Source organism: Pseudomonas sp. AAC, from assembly GCF_000725445.1.
GTDB classification, from domain to species: Bacteria; Pseudomonadota; Gammaproteobacteria; order Pseudomonadales; family Pseudomonadaceae; genus Pseudomonas; species Pseudomonas citronellolis.
The window spans coordinates 139,823-156,009 of the sequence record NZ_KL647099.1 but is presented as its reverse complement, the minus strand read 5'-3'; the positions used below and the strand labels follow the sequence as shown (position 1 = coordinate 156,009).

Here is a 16,187-nt window from a genome sequence, read left to right as displayed (position 1 = left end):
GCTACACGCCCGCGGACAAGGTGCCAAGTTCCAGCCATGAAACCATCGCTCGTCCTCAAGATGGGCCAGCAGCTGACGATGACTCCGCAGCTGCAACAGGCCATCCGACTGCTCCAACTCTCCACCCTGGATCTGCAACAGGAGATCCAGGAGGCGCTGGAATCCAACCCGATGCTCGAGCGCCAGGAAGAAGGCGAAGACTTCGACGGTAGCGACCCCTACGCCGAGGGCGCGGAAACCCCCACCAATACCAACGTCAACTCGCAGAGCGAAAGCTTCCAGGAAACCACCACGCCCAGCGCCGACAGCCTGGACGAAGACCAGTGGGCCGAGCGCATCCCCAACGAGCTGCCGGTCGACACCGCCTGGGAAGACGTCTACCAGACCAGCGCCAGCAGTCTGCCCAGCAACGATGACGACGAATGGGACTTCACCGCCCGCACCTCCGCTGGCGAGAGCCTGCAGAGCCACCTGCTGTGGCAGCTGAACCTCTGCCCCATGTCCGACAGCGACCGCCTGGTGGCCCTGAGCATCATCGACGGCATCAACAACGACGGCTACCTGGAAGAGTCCCTGGAAGACATCCTCACCTCCCTCGACCCCGAGCTGGGCATCGAGATGGACGAGGTGGAAGTGGTGCTGCGGCGCATCCAGCAGATGGAGCCGGCCGGCGTCGGCGCGCGCAACCTGCGCGAATGCCTGCTGCTGCAGCTGCGCCAGATGCCCGCCAACACCCACCTGCTGAGCGAGGCCCTGCGCCTGGTCGCCGACCACCTCGACCTGCTCGGCAGCCGCGACTACACCCAGCTGATGCGGCGCATGAAGCTCAAGGAAGACGAGCTGCGCGAGACCATCGAGCTGATCCAGTCGCTGCACCCGCGCCCAGGTTCGCAGATCGAGTCCGGCGAAGCCGAGTACGTGGTGCCGGACGTGATAGTGCGCAAGCACAACGAGCGCTGGCTGGTGGAGCTGAACCAGGAGGCGGTGCCGCGCCTGCGCGTCAACTCGCAGTACGCCGGCCTGGTGCGCCGCGCCGACTCCAGCGCCGACAACACCTTCATGCGCAACCAGTTGCAGGAAGCCCGCTGGTTCATCAAGAGCCTGCAGAGCCGCAACGAGACGCTGATGAAGGTGGCGACGCAGATCGTCGAGCACCAGCGCGGTTTCCTCGAGTACGGCGAGGAAGCGATGAAGCCGCTGGTCCTGCACGACATCGCCGAGGCGGTGGGCATGCACGAGTCGACCATCTCGCGGGTCACCACGCAGAAATTCATGCACACCCCACGCGGCATCTTCGAGCTGAAGTACTTCTTCTCCAGCCACGTGAGCACTTCCGAGGGCGGCGAATGCTCGTCCACGGCGATCCGCGCGATCATCAAGAAACTGGTCGCGGCAGAAAGTCCGAAAAAGCCGTTGAGCGACAGCAAGATCGCTGGTTTACTGGAGGCACAGGGCATTCAAGTGGCACGTCGGACAGTCGCCAAGTACCGGGAATCTCTCGGAATAGCTCCATCGAGCGAGCGCAAGCGACTGGTCTGATTGACCCAAGCCAAGGTGTTCCGGCGGCAGGCCCCATAACCTGCCACTTATACACGGGCAATAAGGAGAAAGCGGTATGCAAGTCAACATCAGTGGCCATCAACTGGATGTGACCGACGCCCTGCGCGACTACGTGGTCGAGAAACTCGGCCGACTGGAGCGCCACTTCGACAAGATCACCAATGTTCAGGTCATCATGGAGGTCGAAAAGCTGAAACAGCGTATCGAAGCCACGCTGCACATTTCCGGTGGCGAAGTCGTGGCCTGCGCAGAACACGAAGACATGTACGCCGCCATCGACCTGCTGACCGACAAACTCGATCGACAACTGATCAAACACAAGGAAAAGTACCTCGAACGCCAACAGGGCGTTGGAGTCCGCTAACCCCCCTCCCCTATGATCCGACTTGAGCAGATCCTGTCCCCCGGCCGTTCCCTGGTGAACGTGCCGGGCGGCAGCAAGAAGCGCGTACTCGAACAGATCGCCAACCTGGTCGTGAAAGACCTTCCCGGCCTCGACGCGCAAGACATCTTCGAAAGCCTGGTGGCCCGCGAACGCCTGGGCTCCACCGGCTTCGGCAATGGCATCGCCATTCCCCACTGCCGCCTGACCGGTTGCAAGGCGCCGATCAGCGCCATCCTTCACCTCGATGCACCGGTGGACTTCGACGCCCTCGACGGCGCTCCGGTCGACCTGGTGTTCGTCCTGCTGGTACCCGAAGCGGCCACCGAGGAGCACCTGGAGCTGCTGCGCCAGATCGCCTCGATGCTCGACCGTTCCGAGGTGCGCGAACGCCTGCGCCGCGCGAGCGATGGCGAGGCGCTGTACCAGATAGTCGTGGAAGTGCAGAACGGCCACTAGCATGCGCCTGATCATCGTCAGCGGCCGTTCCGGCTCCGGCAAGAGCACTGCCCTCAACGTCCTCGAGGACAACGGCTTCTACTGCATCGACAACCTGCCGGCCAGCCTGCTGCCGGACCTGGCCCAGCGCGCGCTGCTGCACACCGAGCTGATGCACCCGCAGGTGGCCGTGTCGATCGACGCGCGCAACCTGCCCAGCCAGCTCAAGCGCTTCCCCGAGCTGCTGCAGGAAGCCCGCGACAAGCACATCCAGTGCGACGTGCTGTACCTGGACGCCGACGACGAGACGCTGCTCAAGCGCTTCTCCGAGACGCGCCGGCGCCACCCGCTGACCACCGACACCCGCTCCCTCGCCGAGGCCATCGCCGACGAGGAGCAACTGCTCAGCCCGATCGCCGACCTCGCCGACCTCAAGCTGAACACCACCAACCTCAACCTCTACCAGTTGCGCGACGTCATCAAGCTGCGCCTGCTGAACAAACCCGAGCCGGGCACCGCCTTCCTCGTCGAGTCGTTCGGCTTCAAGCGCGGCATGCCAGTGGACGCCGACCTGGTGTTCGACGTGCGCTGCCTGCCCAACCCCTACTGGAAACCCGAGCTGCGCGAGCAGTCGGGCCTGGACAAGGGCGTGCAGGAATACCTCGCCGAGCAGCCCGACGTGGAAGAGATGTACCAGGACACCCTGGGCTACCTGAACAAATGGCTGCCGCGCTTCGCCGCCAGCAACCGCGCCTACGTCACCATTGCCATCGGCTGCACGGGCGGCCATCATCGCTCGGTCTACCTCGCCGAGCGCATCGGCAATGCCCTGAAAGCCACCCTGAAGAACGTGCAGATTCGCCACCGCGACCTGAGCTAGCAGCAGATAACGAAAGGACAGCCCCCTCGCGATGCCCGCCCTCGAGATCACCATCATCAACAAGCTCGGCCTGCACGCCCGCGCGGCGGCCAAATTCGTCGGCGTGGCCGGCCGCTTCCCGTGCCAGGTCCGCGTCGGTCGCAGCCCGGAGAGCACGGTGGATGGCAAGAGCATCATGGCGGTGATGATGCTGGCCGCGGGCAAGGGCACCAACCTGCACCTGAACGCCGAGGGCGAGCAGGCCGACGAGGCCCTGCAGGCTCTCGTCGACCTGATCAACAACTACTTCGACGAAGGCGAGTGACCGCCCGTCCGCACCGCGCCGGGCGCTAGCCCAGCGACGTATCCAGCACCATCATCAGGCAGAAGCCGACGATCAGCCCCAGGGTCGCCTCCCCGGCATAGCCGCGCCGCTGCGATTCGGGAATGATCTCCCGCACCACCACGTAGAGCATCGCCCCCGCCGCCAGGGCCAGGCCCCAGGGCAGCAGCATCCGCGACACCCCCACCAGCCAGGCGCAGAGCACCGCGAACAGCGGCTCGACCAGCCCGGAAGCCGCGCCGGCCAGCATCGCCCGCACCCGCGACATCCCCGCGCCGGCCAGCACCAGAGCGATGGCCAAGCCTTCGGGCACGTCCTGCAGGGCGATGCCCAGCGCCAGGCCGCCGGCGCCCTGGACCTCGCCGCCGGCGGCAACGCCCACGGCCATGCCCTCGGGAATGTTGTGCAGGACGATGGCCGCGACGAACAGCAGGATGCGGGCGGGAATGGCGGGGGTCGGCGCGTCGTCCAGGTCATGCTGGGCATCGTCCAGCATCCGCCCGGCCAGCATCAGCCCCAGAACCCCCAGGGCCATGCCGAAGCTGACCAGCAACGCGGCGTACAGCGGCGAGCGTCCGCCCGCCTCGACCGCCTCCAGGGCCGGCAGCAGCAGGGAAAAGGCCGTCGCCGCCAGCATCACTCCGGCGCCGAAGCCCAGCAGGATATCGGCGACCCGCGCCGGCATGCTGCGGATCAGCAGCACAGGAACCGCGCCCAGGGCAGTGCCCAGGGCGCAGATCAGGCCGCCGCTCAGCGCCTGGTACAGCGGCGCCGGCAATTGCAGGCGCGCCAGCAGCAACAGGTGGTTGAACAGCAGGCCGCTGCCCAGCAGCACTATCCCCAGGCCGAGCAGCCAGCGCAGGCTGCGCGCGCCGCCCTGCCGCGCGCTTGCCTCTAGCGGGCGCATGGCGTCACTTCCGCGGCGGGCATCAGGCGAGCCCCCGCTGCTCCAGGGCCAGGCGGTAGCGGCGCGCCACTTCCGGCCAGTCGACGACCTCGTAGAAGGCCGCGATGTATTCCGGCCGGCGGTTCTGGTACTGCAGGTAGTAGGCGTGCTCCCAGACATCCAGGCCGAGGATGGGGATCAGGTCCTGCATCAGCGGGCTGTCCTGGTTGGCGCTGCTTTCCACCTTCAGGCGGCCCTGGCTGTCGACGCAGAGCCAGGCCCAGCCGCTGCCGAAGCGGGTCAGCGCGGCCTTGGTGAAGGCCTCGCGGAAGGCCGCGTAGCCGCCCAGTTCGGTCTCGATGGCGCGGGCCAGGGCGCCGTCGGGCTCGCCGCCGCCGGTCGGCGACATCACCTGCCAGAACAGCGAGTGGTTGGCATGGCCGCCGCCGTTGTTGATCACCGCGCCGAGCAGCTTCTCCGGCAGGCGGTTGAGCTGCTGCAGCAGTTCCTCCACCGGCAGTTCGGCGAAAGCCGTGCCCTCCAGCGCGGCGTTCAGGTTGTTGACGTAGGTCTGGTGGTGCTTGCTGTGGTGAATCTCCATGGTCCGCGCATCGATGTGCGGCTCCAGGGCGTCGTAGGCGTAGGGCAAGGCGGGAAGACTGTGGGGCATGGTCGCTCCTAGTGGTAGCGCATGGATTGCGGGGTGGCGAAAAGGCCGGGACGCAGCTCCACTTCGCCCTGCTGGTGCAGCAGCTCGCGGGTGCGCGGGTAGTTGCCGTGCTCGCCGATGAAGTTGAGCAGTTCGAGGTAGCTGCGCCGGCTGTGGCGCAGCGCGGCCTCGCGCATGTCGCGGCTCTGCCGCGGGTCGATGCTCAGCTCCAGCAGCCGCTCGTGGCAGTTGCACAGGTATTCGGCGGCCTCTTCCGGCTGGCCCAGCTGCACGTGCAGGTCGCCCAGGTTGTGGTGGGAGATGACGAAGGCCATCACCGCCTCGTCCGGGTCGTGCCAGCGGCCCAGCAGCAACTGGGCGTGGGCCAGGGCGTGGAGGTAGTGCTCGCGGGCATCGATCAACTCGTTGCGGATGAAGCAGCGGTTGCCCAGTTCGATGGTCTGTTGCCAATGGCGCATGTCACATACCTCCATGGTGGCGCGGCCTCAGAGGCCGCCGGCGGTGAGTTTCTCGGGGTCCAGCAGGGCCTCCAGGCGCTCGCGGCCGAGATCGGTGTTCTCCAGCGCCACCTTGATGATCGGGCGGCCTTCGCGGTAGGCCTGCTTGGCGATCTCGGCGGCCTTCTGGTAGCCGATGATCGGATTCAGCGCGGTGACCAGGATCGGGTTGCGCGACAGCGCTTCGCGCAGGCGCGCCTCGTTGACCTTGAAGCTGGCGATGGCCTTGTCGGCCAGCAGGCGGCTGACGTTGCCCAGCAGCTGGATGCTCTGCAGCAGGTTGTCGGCGATCACCGGCAGCATCACGTTCAGCTCGAAGTTGCCGGACTGCCCGGCCACGGCGATGGTGGCGTCGTTGCCGATCACCTGGGCGGCGACCATGGCGGTGGCCTCGGGGATCACCGGGTTGACCTTGCCGGGCATGATCGAGGAGCCCGGCTGCAGGGCTTCCAGCTCGATCTCGGCGAGGCCGGCGAGCGGGCCGGAGTTCATCCAGCGCAGGTCGTTGGCGACCTTCATCAGCGCCACGGCGAGGGTCTTGAGCTGGCCGGAGACGGCCACGGCGGTGTCCTGGGCGCCGATCAGCGCGAAGAAGTCGTCGCCCGGGCGGAAGGCCAGGCCGGTCAGGCCGTTGAGTTCCTGGCAGAAGCGCGCGGAGAACTGCGGGTGGGCGTTCACCCCGGTGCCGACGGCGGTGCCGCCCTGGGCCAGTTGCTGCAGCGCCGGCTGCAGGGCTTCGAGGTTGGCAGTGGCCTGGCGCACCTGCTGGGCCCAGCCGCCGAGCACCTGGCTCAGGCGCACCGGCATGGCGTCCATCAGGTGGGTGCGCCCGGTCTTGACGTACTGCTGCACCTCGCCGGCCTTGCGCTCGAGGGTGGCCTGCAGGTGGCGCAGCGCCGGCAGCAGGCGCTCGTGGATTTCCAGGGCGGCGCTGATGTGGATGGTCGAGGGGATGATGTCGTTGCTGCTCTGCCCGCAGTTGACCTGGTCGTTGGGGTTGACCGCGCGGCCCAGGCGACGACCGGCGAGGGTCGCCACCACCTCGTTGGCGTTCATGTTGGAGCTGGTGCCGGAACCGGTCTGGAACACGTCCACCGGGAAGTGCTGGATGAAGTCGCCGGCCAGCAGTTCCTCGCAGGCGGCGACGATGGCCGCGCCGGTCTCGGCGTCCAGTTGCTCCAGGGCGACGTTGGCCCGCGCCGCGGCGGCCTTGGCCAGCAGCAACGCGCGGATGAAGGCGGCGGGCATGCGCTGGCCGCTGACCGGGAAGTTGTTCACCGCACGCTGGGTCTGGGCCCCGTACAGCGCCGCGGCCGGCACCGCCAGTTCACCCATGCTGTCGCGTTCGATACGGCTGTCAGTCATTCTGCTTTCTCGCTTACAGGTCGTGGTACGTCAGGGAAGGCGCCATCGGCTGCGTGGCCAGCCGGCGCGAAAGCTGTTGCAGGCGCTGCCTGCGTTCGGCATCGCCGGCGAGGCGGCGCAGGTCGCAGAGCGGGCGATAGGCGTGGTCGAGGCAGAGTCCGCGCCAATGCCACGGCAGGGCGACGTCGGCGGCGGTGTCGAGCAGCAGCTGGAAGCTCTTCTCGAACAGCTGCCAGGCCGGCAGCGGCTCCCAGGCCACCAGGTAGCGCGTCTCGAACAGGTAGAGCTCCAGCAGGCGCGGCTCGTCGGGCTCCAGCGCGCAGCGGATGCGGGTGCCCAGGCGGTACCAGCGGTCGAGCAGGGAGGTGTGGGTTTCGACGAACATGGCTGGCCCTCGAACGATAATGAGATTGATTATCGTTACGAGAGAAAGAAAATACAAGTCAGACCAAGGGAGTAGGGCAAATCGGGGGTGGTATGCGCCGGGTGCTCTTCGTAGGAGCGAGATTGCTTGCGAAGGGGGTTCCCCTGAAACGCCGCTGCATAAGGGAGGCGCCTTTCCCTCTCCCTAACCCTCTCCCTGAAGGGAGAGGGGACCGTTCGGTGTGTTTGGATGTTCTGCAGTTAGCCGGCAGCGCCGAAGGTTTCCGGCTGAAACCATTCCTCCTCTCGGCACGGACTGCCCCCTCTCCCTTCAGGGCGGGGCGCGCAGCCGAGGGCTGGGGAGAGGGAGCGAAATACCACCAAAACACCAATGCAGCCGGGAGCGCTGTTCGCGAGCAAGCTCGCTCCCACGAAAAAAGAAACGCCGCTTCCCTCGGCAGGAAACGGCGTTCTCCAGAACCACAGACTGCTATCAGTTCCCGGCCACCATCATCCTTTCCACCAGCACCGACCCGGTATGCAGGTTCCCGCGGTTCTCCACGTCGTTGCCGATGGCCAGGATGCTGGCGAACAGGTCCTTGAGGTTGGCGGCGATGGTGACTTCCTGCACCGGGAACTGGATCTCGCCGTTCTCCACCCAGTAGCCGCCGGCGCCGCGGGAGTAGTCGCCGGTGACCAGATTGACGCCCTGCCCCATCAGTTCGGTGACCAGCAGGCCGCGGCCCATGCGTCGCAGCAGGGCCTTCTGGTCCTCGTCGCCGTGGCTGACGAAGAGGTTGTGCACGCCGCCGGCGTTGGCCGTGCTGGGCATGCCCAGCTTGCGCCCGGAGTAGGTGCCGAGCACGTAGGAAACCAGGGTGCCGTTCTCCACGAAGGGCTTGGCGTAGGTGGCCAGGCCGTCGTTGTCGAACGAGGCGCTGCCCAGGGCGCCGGGCAGCAGCGGGCGTTCGTCGAGGGTCAGCCACTCGGGGAACAGACGCTGGCCCAGGCAGCCTTCGAGGAACGACGACTTGCGGTACAGGCTGCCGCCGGAAATGGCGCCGAGGAAGTGACCGAACAGACCCACGGCGACTTCCGGGGCGAACAGCACCGGCACCTCGGCGGTCGGCACCGGGCGCGCGCCCAGGCGGCTGGCGGCGCGCAGGGCGGCGCGGCGGCCGATGCTTTCCGGGCTATCCAGCAGTTCGCCGCGGCGCTTCACGTCGTACCAGTAGTCGCGCTGCATCTGCCCCTCGCCCTCGGCGATCATCACGCAGCTGAGGCTGTGGCGGGTGCTGGCGTAGCCGCCGATGAAGCCATGGCTGTTGCCGTAGACGCGGCAGCCATGGTGGATGTTCAGGGTGGTGCCGTCGGCCTTGGTCACTCGCGGGTCGGCATCGAAGGCCGCAGCTTCGCAGGCCAGGGCGCGCTCCACGGCCTGGTCCGGGGTCAGCGACCAGGCGTGGTACAGGTCCAGGTCGGGGAGGTCGCGGGCCATGAGCGCGGGATCGGCCAGGCCGGCGCAGTCGTCCTCCGAGGTGTGCCTGGCGATGGCCAGCGCCGCCGCCACGGTTTCGCGGATGGCCTCGTCGCCGGTCGCCGAGGTGCTCGCCGAGCCCTTGCGCTGGCCGACGTAGAGGGTGATGCCGAAGCCCTGGTCGCGGTTGAATTCGACCGTCTCGACCTCGCGCTGGCGCACGCTGGTGGACAGCCCCTGCTCCAGGGACACCGCCACTTCGCAGCCCGTGGCGCCCTGGCGCTTCGCCTCGGCGACGATCCGCTCGACCTGCTCGCGCAGCGCCGGAAGTGCCTCGGGGCCGACTGCCTTGGCCTGTTCGCTCATTGCCAAACTCTCCTGTTCTGTTCCGCGGCCGGGGCGACGGGCCCCGTGGCATCGCGGGCGGGCCGGACAAGCGACCCTCGACTCGTTATCATGGCGGCGTTTTCCACTGGACCACCGCCATGGCTGAATATCAAGACGACGACTCGCTGTTCGAAGAGAAGAGCAAGTCGCAAGTAAAACGCGAGCTGCACGCCCTGCAGGACCTCGGCGAGCGCCTGACCGCGCTCAAGCCGGACATGCTCGACCGCCTGCCGCTCACCGAGCCGCTGCGCCGCGCCATCGACGAGGCGCCCAAGCACAAGGCCAATGCCGCCCGCAAACGCCACCGGCAGTTCATCGGCAAGCTGATGCGCGACCAGGACCTCGACGCCATCGTCGCCCTGCTCGACCAGCTCGACAGCTCCACGCGCCAGTACAACGAGCGCTTCCACGCCCTGGAGCGCTGGCGCGACCGCCTCATCACCGGCGGCGACGAGGCCCTCTCCGCATTCTTCGCCGAATACCCGGACAGCGACCGCCAGCACCTGCTGCAACTGATCCGCCACGCCCAGCACGAGGCCGCTCACGACAAGCCCCCGGCCGCGGCGCGGAAAATCTTCAAATACATCCGCGAACTGGACGAGCTCAAGCGCGGCCTCCGCTGAAAGCCTACCCACGACCTGCTGCGCGTCGGCATAACTGCGTTAAAAACAGGTGAGAAATGCTCATTTAGCATCAGTAAACTGCGCTTCCTCACCTGTTTTTGCCTTGTTCTGCTCTAGCTCGCGAGGCCGTGAGCAGACTTTCCAAATGCTCCCCGGCGCCTCAGGCGCCGGTCCCGCCCACGGTGATGCCGTCGATCTTCAGCGTCGGCTGGCCAACGCCCACCGGTACCGACTGGCCATCCTTGCCGCAGGTGCCCACGCCGCTGTCCAGGGCCATGTCGTTGCCGACCATGGACACCCGGCTCATCACTTCCGGCCCGTTGCCGATCAGGGTCGCGCCCTTCACCGGGCGGGTGATCCTGCCGTTCTCGATCAGGTAGGCCTCGCTGGTGGCGAAGACGAACTTGCCGCTGGTGATGTCCACCTGGCCGCCGCCGAGGTTGGCGCAGTAGATGCCCTTCTCCACCGAGGCGATGATTTCCGCCGGGTCGCTCTGCCCGGCGAGCATGTAGGTGTTGGTCATGCGCGGCATCGGCAGGTGCGCGTAGGACTCGCGGCGGCCGTTGCCGGTGCGCGCCACGCCCATCAGGCGGGCGTTGAGCTTGTCCTGCATGTAGCCCTTGAGGATGCCATTCTCGATCAGCACGTTGTATTGCGTGGGAGTGCCCTCGTCGTCCACCGACAGCGAGCCGCGGCGCCCGGCCAGGGTGCCGTCGTCGACGATGGTGCACAGGCTGGAGGCCACCTTCTCGCCGATGCGCCCGCTGTAGGCCGAGCTGCCCTTGCGGTTGAAGTCGCCTTCCAGGCCGTGGCCCACCGCCTCGTGCAGCAGCACGCCGGACCAGCCGGCGCCCATCACCACCGGCAGGGTTCCGGCCGGCGCGGGGACCGCTTCGAGGTTGACCAAAGCCTGGCGCAGCGCCTCGCGGGCGTAGGACATGGCGCGGTCTTCAGAGAGGAAATAGCGATAGTCGGTGCGCCCGCCGCCGCCATGGCCGCCGCGCTCGCGGCGGCCGTTCTGCTCGACGATGACGCTGACGTTGAAACGCACCAGCGGGCGGATGTCCGCGGCCAGGGAACCGTCGGCGGCGGCGATGAGGACCTGCTCCCAGACGCCGGCAAGGCTCACGGTGACCTGCTGGATGCGCGGGTCGAGGGCGCGGGTGGCGGCGTCGATCTTCTTCAGCAGCTCGACCTTCTCGGCGCGACTGAGCACGTCCAGCGGGTTTTCGCCGGCGTACAGGCGCGCCGGAGCGACCGTCTTGAACGCCTGCACCCGGCCGTTCTGCCCGGCCCGGGAAATCGAGCGCGCAGCGAGCGCCGCCTGGGACAGGGCATCGGGGGTGATGGCATTGCTGTAGGCGAAGCCGGTCTTCTCGCCGGACTGGGCGCGCACGCCCACGCCCTGGTCCATGTGGAAGCTGCCTTCCTTGACGATGCCGTCCTCGAGCATCCAGGACTCGGAGACCTGGCTCTGGAAGTACAGGTCGGCGGCGTCGATGCCCGGGCCGCTCAGCTCGTGCAGGATCGGCTGCAGGCCGTCGACGTCCAGGCCGCCGGGGGCCAGCAGGTGCTGGCTGACGGATGACAACAACTCGCTCATGGCTACTCCGTAGGCGCCGGTCCGGGTACGGCCGGCGGGTAGAATCTTCGATGGCGGACCACCGGCATGCGTTGCCGGAGCGCCGTTTGTTCTTCACTGTCGCGTTCGGCCAGCAGCACCGCCTCGCCCTTGTCGCGCTCGGCGAGGATGCGCCCCCAGGGGTCGACGATGGCCGACTGGCCCCAGGTCTCGCGGCCGCGCGGGTGGGTGCCGCCCTGCCCCGCCGCCAGCACGTAGCACTGCGTCTCGATGGCGCGGGCGCGGATCAGCACTTCCCAGTGCGCCTGGCCGGTCACCGCGGTGAAGGCCGAGGGCGCCGTGATCAGCTCGGCGCCGGCCTCGCGCAGCCGGGTGTAGAGCTCGGGGAAGCGCAGGTCGTAGCACACCGTCAGGCCCAGCCGGCCGACCGGCGTGTCGGCCACCACCACCTGGCCGCCGAAGGCGTAGTCGTCGGACTCGCGGTAGCGGCCGCGGGCATCGGCGACGTCCACGTCGAACAGGTGCAGCTTGTCGTAGCGCGCCACCCGCTCGCCGCGCTCGTCGACCAGCAGCGAGCAGGCGTTGGCCTTGGCTTCGGGCTGGCCGTCCGGCGGCAGCGGCAGGGTGCCGGCGACTATCCACAACCTGAGGTCGCGCGCGACGCTTTTCAACCAGGGCAGGATCGGGCCCTCGCCCAGGGCCTCGGCGCGGCCCAGCTCGGCCAGGTCGCGGCGGCCCATGGCGGCGAAATTCTCCGGCAGCACGGCGAGGCGCGCGCCGCCCTCGGCGGCCTGTTCGAGCAGGCGACGGGCGGCGGCGAGGTTGGCCGGGACGTCGTCCTGGCTGACCATCTGGATCACGGCGAGGGACATGCGTTTCTCCGACGACAGATGCGATTCATCCTAACCGATGCCCGCCGGCTCTGCTCACCGCGGTTTCTCGAACGGCTTGTCGAAGGCGATCTCGGGGTTCTGCCAGGGGCCCTTGACGCGGTACTGCACGCTGGCGAAGCGCGCCACCCTGTCGCCCAGCAGCTTGTCCACCACGAAGAGCGCGCCGCCCACCGCCGGCGCGCCGACGATGAGCGCGGCCAGCGGCAGGTTGTTGGTCAGCGGCAGGGTCACCAGCAGCTTGGCGTCGATCTGGTCGTGGGCCATGTCGAGGGTGCCGCTCATCTCGAGGTTGCTCGACGGGCCGGTGAGCCTGATCGGCTCGCGGGTGAGGTAGACGCCATTGGTGGCGCCCAGCACGCCCTGCACGCGGTCGTAGCTCAGGCCCTTGCCGAACAGGTCGGAGAAGTCCAGGCGCAGGCGGCGGTTGATGGCGTTGAAGTTGAGCAGGCCGAACACCCGCAGGGCCTGGGCGCTGCCCTCGACGTCGACGAACTGGCCCTTGCGCATGTCGGCCTCCAGGCGCCCGCCGAAGCGGCGCAGGCTGATGTAGGCCGGCGAGCCGGGCCAGTTGCCGTCGATGTCCAGGCTGAAGCGGTCGCTGGTGGCGGTGGGGGCGAAGTCCCAGGCCTTGAGCACGTCGGCCAGGTTCCTGCCTTCCAGGCGCCCCTGGAAGGTGCTGCGCGTGGAGCCCACCGGGCCTTCCCAGCGCAGCGTCCCGCCGACCTTGAGGCCGCGCAGGTCGAGCTTGAGGCTGTTGAAGGCGATGCCGCTGGTGGTCGGGCGCACGTTGAAGCTCCAGGCTCCGATGGGCTTGCCGCCCTGGGAGATCTGGCGGATGGCCACGTCCATCGCCGGAATGCTGCGCGGGTCGACCTTTTCCAGCGGGTCGGGGGCGATGGTCGGCGCGGCGGCCAGGTCGTTGGTGGGGTTCTTCGGCAGGTCCAGGCGCGCCAGGTTGATCTGGATCGGCCGCTGGCCGCTGTCCGGGAACACCGCCTGGCCGGCCAGCGGGGCGCTGTCGACGCCCAGCTGCCAGCCGCCGGAAACCCGCGCCAGGTCGAGCTTGAAGTTGTCCAGGCTGGCGCCGAAGCCGCGGAAGTGACCGATCTGCAGGTCGGCGCCGCGCAACAGGCCCTGGTTATCGCTGGGCACACTGCCGATGCCGTACTTCTTCAGCACCGCCTGCCACTGCTCGACATCCAGGGTGTCCAGGCTGCCGCGCACCTGCACCCCGCTCCAGTTGGGCAGCAGCGCCGGGTCGCCGCCCAGGCGCAGGGTGCCGCGGCCGCCCAGGGGTTTGTCGGCGGGGGCGGCGTAGGCCAGGCTGGCCACCTTGTCGTAGTTGGCCCAGTAGCGCCGCTCGGGGCCTTCGAGGGTCATGCGCCAGTCGCTGGCGCGGGTCTCGTCGGCGGCCTTGCCAAAGGGGGCCGGCAGATCGATGGCCAGGCCCTTGAGGTCGGAGTTGACCTGCAACTGGCTGTCATGGCCGTCGAGCAGCAGGTCGAGCTGGAACGGCAGGCGCCCGGCGGCCGGCACGGCCTGCTTCACGCCGCCCCAGTCGAGCAGGCTCTTGAGCGCCACCTGGCCGCCCACCAGCACGCGGGTACGCGGCTTGCCCGGGCTGCCCTCGGCGCGGATGCTGCCGCTGACGCGGCTGCCCAGGGCCTGGGCGCTGAGGCCCTTGGCGCTCAGGCCGCTGTTGGTGTCGTAGCGGAAGTCGCCCTTGAGCTGGGCCAGTTCCAGGGTCGGCTTGGCGATCTTCAGGCGCGCGCCCTCGGTGGCGAAGTCCACCACCACCCGCGCCTGCTTCGCCTGTTCCTTGGCCAGCGGGATGTCCAGGTTCAGGTGGCCCTTGAGCGGGCCCTCGCCTTCCCAGCCGGCGAAGACCTGCTGCACGCCCAGGGGCGAGTCCTGGAGGATCTTCAGGCCGTCGCCCAGGCTGCTGTCGACGTCGCCATCGACATGCAGGTGGGCGACTTCGCCCTTGGGCACGTGGGGAATGTCCACCTGCACGTCGCGGACCTGGCTCTGCAGGATGCGCCCGGACTGCGCGCGGATGCGCACGCCGCTGTCCTCCACCAGCACCTCGCCCTCGGCCTGGCTCAGCGCCGGCCAGCCCGGCTGGTAGTCCAGCTCGCCGTCGTGGACCTTGAAGTACAGGCTCATGGCGTGGTCTTCCGGCGCCGAGCCCTTTTTCAGCGAACCCTGCCACTGGAAGTAGCCCTGCTCGACGCGCCCGCCCTTGATGGCGCTGGCCAGCCAGCGGGCCAGGTCCTTGTTCATCTCCGGCAGCACCGTGGGCAGGAACTGCGGGGTGTAGCTGCCGTCGCCGTCCTCCAGGCCCACGCGCAGGTCCATGTAGCTTTCCTTGTCGTGGTCGTGCATCAGGCGGATCAGCATGTCGCCGCCCAGGCGGCCGACGTCGCCCTCGACCTTCATCAGGTGGCTGCCAAGGGTGAAGGCCTCGTCGTCCCACTTCCAGAACAGCCGCGCGTTGGCGCTGCGGAAGCGCCACGGCTCGGGGAACAGGGCGGCCAGGTGGAGCATGAAGTCCTTGGCCGAGGCGTCCAGCTGGCCGCCGCCGAGGTTGCCGCTGAAGGTGCCGTCGACGTTGGCCACCGCCGGCACCTCGTGGAAGGCGTTGACGCCGACCTTCTCCAGGTTCACGCCGTAGGCCAGGCGCTCGGCGCCCTGGCGCTGCGGCCACCAGTCGAGGTTGAGGTGGTGCAGCACGCCCTGCGGCGCCAGGCCCTGCAGCCACTCCACAGCCTTGTCCGGCAAGGGCGCCAGGCTTTCCACCACCGGCAGCAGCGGGCCCAGGTCCAGGCGGTCGGCGCGCAGGCGCCAGTGGTCTTCGCCGCGGGTCTGCCGGTTCAGTTCCAGTTCCGCCTCGCCCCAGCGCTTTTCGCCGAGGTTGGCCGCCAGATCGCTGACGCGCAGGCTCATTTCCTCGCCCTGGCGCTGGAAGTACAACCCCACGCCGAGGTCGCCGACCTTCACCGCCTCGCGGCCATCGAAGGAGGCCTGCACCTGCGGCGCATTGAGCCTGGCCACCGCCGCGCTGGGCTGGCCCTTGTCGATGCGCGCCCAGAACTCGCCGCCGGCCTCCAGGCGCTGGATGCGCCATTGCCGCGTCAGGCTCGCCGGCAGCCACTTCGCCCAGTCGCTCTGCGGCAGGCTGAGGTAGGCGTCGGCCGAGCTGCGCTTCCAGTCCTCGCGGTCGATGCGCGTGTCCACCCGCAGCGCCACCGGCTGGCCGTCGGGCAGGTTGAAGCGGCCATCCAGGCGCTGGCCGAACACGCCGCTGTGCAGGGTCAGGCCGAGATAGGTCAGGTTGAGCGTCTGCCCCTCGCGCGGCAGCAGGCTCAGCTGGCTGTCCAGCAGCGACAGGCGGCGCGGCGTCAGCAGCAGGTCGACGAGCTGGCGCGGGTCGCTACCCTGCGGGCTGGCCGGCAGGCCCTCGACCTGCCAGTGGCCGTCCTCGCCCTCGCGCAGGCTCAGGTGCAGCCCCTGCAGTTCCAGGCTGTCGATGCGCGGCTGGCGCGCCAGCAGGCTGGCGGGGAGGTCGGGGGTCAGGCGAACCTGCTCCAGGCGCAGGGCGTCGCTGCCCTCGCCGAGCTGGATGTCGCGCACCGTGATGATCGGGCCGAAGCCGCGCCAGCTGCCTTCCAGGGCGCCGATGCGCACCGGCATGTGCAGCCGCGCGCTGGCCTGCTCGGCCAGGTCGTCGCGATATTCCGCCACCAGCGGCACCAACTGGCGCCCCAGGCTGACGTACAGCGCCAGCAGCACCAGGCCCAGGGCGCAAAGCCCCAGGAGCAGGCGCAGCAGGCGGGCGAACAGGCGGCCGAAGCGGTCCATC

15 protein-coding genes are annotated in these 16,187 nt (G+C 68.5%); 6 read left to right on the top strand and 9 right to left on the bottom strand.

The annotated features are described in order from the left end of the window. Positions 1-36 precede the first annotated feature (36 nt). The 5 genes from FG99_RS22000 (at position 37) to FG99_RS21980 (ending at position 3,564) form a co-directional block, all read left to right on the top strand. The gene (locus FG99_RS22000; protein ID WP_024128165.1) at positions 37-1,539 is read left to right on the top strand and encodes an RNA polymerase factor sigma-54; all 1,503 of its coding nucleotides are present in this window, start codon (positions 37-39) and stop codon (positions 1,537-1,539) included. A gap of 76 nt (positions 1,540-1,615) precedes the next feature. Beyond that, entirely contained in the window at positions 1,616-1,924 is a 309-nt protein-coding gene (gene hpf / locus FG99_RS21995; RefSeq protein ID WP_009617801.1) for a ribosome hibernation-promoting factor, HPF/YfiA family, read from the top strand. Between the two features lie 12 nt (positions 1,925-1,936). Then, the gene (ptsN, locus tag FG99_RS21990; protein WP_043272351.1) at positions 1,937-2,401 is read left to right on the top strand and encodes a PTS IIA-like nitrogen regulatory protein PtsN; all 465 of its coding nucleotides are present in this window, start codon (positions 1,937-1,939) and stop codon (positions 2,399-2,401) included. Position 2,402: 1 nt separating this feature from the next. Continuing rightward, positions 2,403-3,260, top strand: coding sequence for an RNase adapter RapZ (rapZ, locus tag FG99_RS21985; RefSeq protein ID WP_009617797.1), 858 nt, complete (start codon positions 2,403-2,405; stop codon positions 3,258-3,260). 31 nt (positions 3,261-3,291) lie between these two features. Beyond that, the gene (locus tag FG99_RS21980) at positions 3,292-3,564 is read left to right on the top strand and encodes an HPr family phosphocarrier protein (RefSeq protein WP_009617794.1); all 273 of its coding nucleotides are present in this window, start codon (positions 3,292-3,294) and stop codon (positions 3,562-3,564) included. A gap of 25 nt (positions 3,565-3,589) precedes the next feature. Here FG99_RS21980 and FG99_RS21975 read toward each other — a convergent pair whose 3' ends face one another. The 6 genes from FG99_RS21975 to pmbA all read right to left on the bottom strand — a co-directional run bounded on the left by FG99_RS21975 (position 3,590) and on the right by pmbA (position 9,206). Then, positions 3,590-4,489, bottom strand: a complete 900-nt coding sequence (locus tag FG99_RS21975) for a ZIP family metal transporter (protein ID WP_051879117.1) — start codon at positions 4,487-4,489, stop codon at positions 3,590-3,592. Positions 4,490-4,511: 22 nt separating this feature from the next. Then, positions 4,512-5,138, bottom strand: coding sequence for a superoxide dismutase (locus FG99_RS21970; RefSeq protein ID WP_043272350.1), 627 nt, complete (start codon positions 5,136-5,138; stop codon positions 4,512-4,514). Between the two features lie 8 nt (positions 5,139-5,146). Then, positions 5,147-5,596 carry a tetratricopeptide repeat protein gene (locus FG99_RS21965; protein ID WP_009617791.1) on the bottom strand — a complete coding sequence of 150 codons (450 nt, stop codon included), beginning with the start codon at positions 5,594-5,596 and terminating at the stop codon, positions 5,147-5,149. A 27-nt stretch (positions 5,597-5,623) separates the two neighbouring features. Next, on the bottom strand, positions 5,624-7,000 hold the full coding sequence (gene fumC, locus FG99_RS21960) for a class II fumarate hydratase FumC (RefSeq protein WP_043272349.1): 1,377 nt from the start codon (positions 6,998-7,000) through the stop codon (positions 5,624-5,626). A gap of 13 nt (positions 7,001-7,013) precedes the next feature. Continuing rightward, positions 7,014-7,385 (bottom strand): hypothetical protein, encoded by a 372-nt coding sequence (locus tag FG99_RS21955; RefSeq protein ID WP_009617785.1) that lies wholly within the window; start codon positions 7,383-7,385, stop codon positions 7,014-7,016. A gap of 471 nt (positions 7,386-7,856) precedes the next feature. Next, positions 7,857-9,206 (bottom strand): metalloprotease PmbA, encoded by a 1,350-nt coding sequence (gene pmbA / locus FG99_RS21950; RefSeq protein WP_043272348.1) that lies wholly within the window; start codon positions 9,204-9,206, stop codon positions 7,857-7,859. A 119-nt stretch (positions 9,207-9,325) separates the two neighbouring features. Between pmbA and yjgA the strand changes: the two genes are divergently transcribed. Then, complete coding sequence (gene yjgA / locus FG99_RS21945; RefSeq protein ID WP_043272347.1) at positions 9,326-9,850, top strand: ribosome biogenesis factor YjgA; 525 nt, start codon at positions 9,326-9,328, stop codon at positions 9,848-9,850. A gap of 160 nt (positions 9,851-10,010) precedes the next feature. Here the strand turns inward: yjgA and tldD are convergent, their stop codons facing one another. The 3 genes from tldD to FG99_RS21930 are packed head-to-tail and all read right to left on the bottom strand — an operon-like array spanning position 10,011 to position 16,186. Beyond that, positions 10,011-11,453, bottom strand: a complete 1,443-nt coding sequence (tldD, locus tag FG99_RS21940; protein ID WP_043272346.1) for a metalloprotease TldD — start codon at positions 11,451-11,453, stop codon at positions 10,011-10,013. A 2-nt stretch (positions 11,454-11,455) separates the two neighbouring features. Continuing rightward, positions 11,456-12,304: a carbon-nitrogen hydrolase family protein gene (locus tag FG99_RS21935; protein ID WP_043272345.1), complete on the bottom strand. Its 849-nt coding sequence runs from the start codon at positions 12,302-12,304 to the stop codon at positions 11,456-11,458. 54 nt (positions 12,305-12,358) lie between these two features. Continuing rightward, positions 12,359-16,186 carry a YhdP family protein gene (locus FG99_RS21930; RefSeq protein ID WP_043272344.1) on the bottom strand — a complete coding sequence of 1,276 codons (3,828 nt, stop codon included), beginning with the start codon at positions 16,184-16,186 and terminating at the stop codon, positions 12,359-12,361. Between the last annotated feature and the right edge of the window lies 1 nt (position 16,187).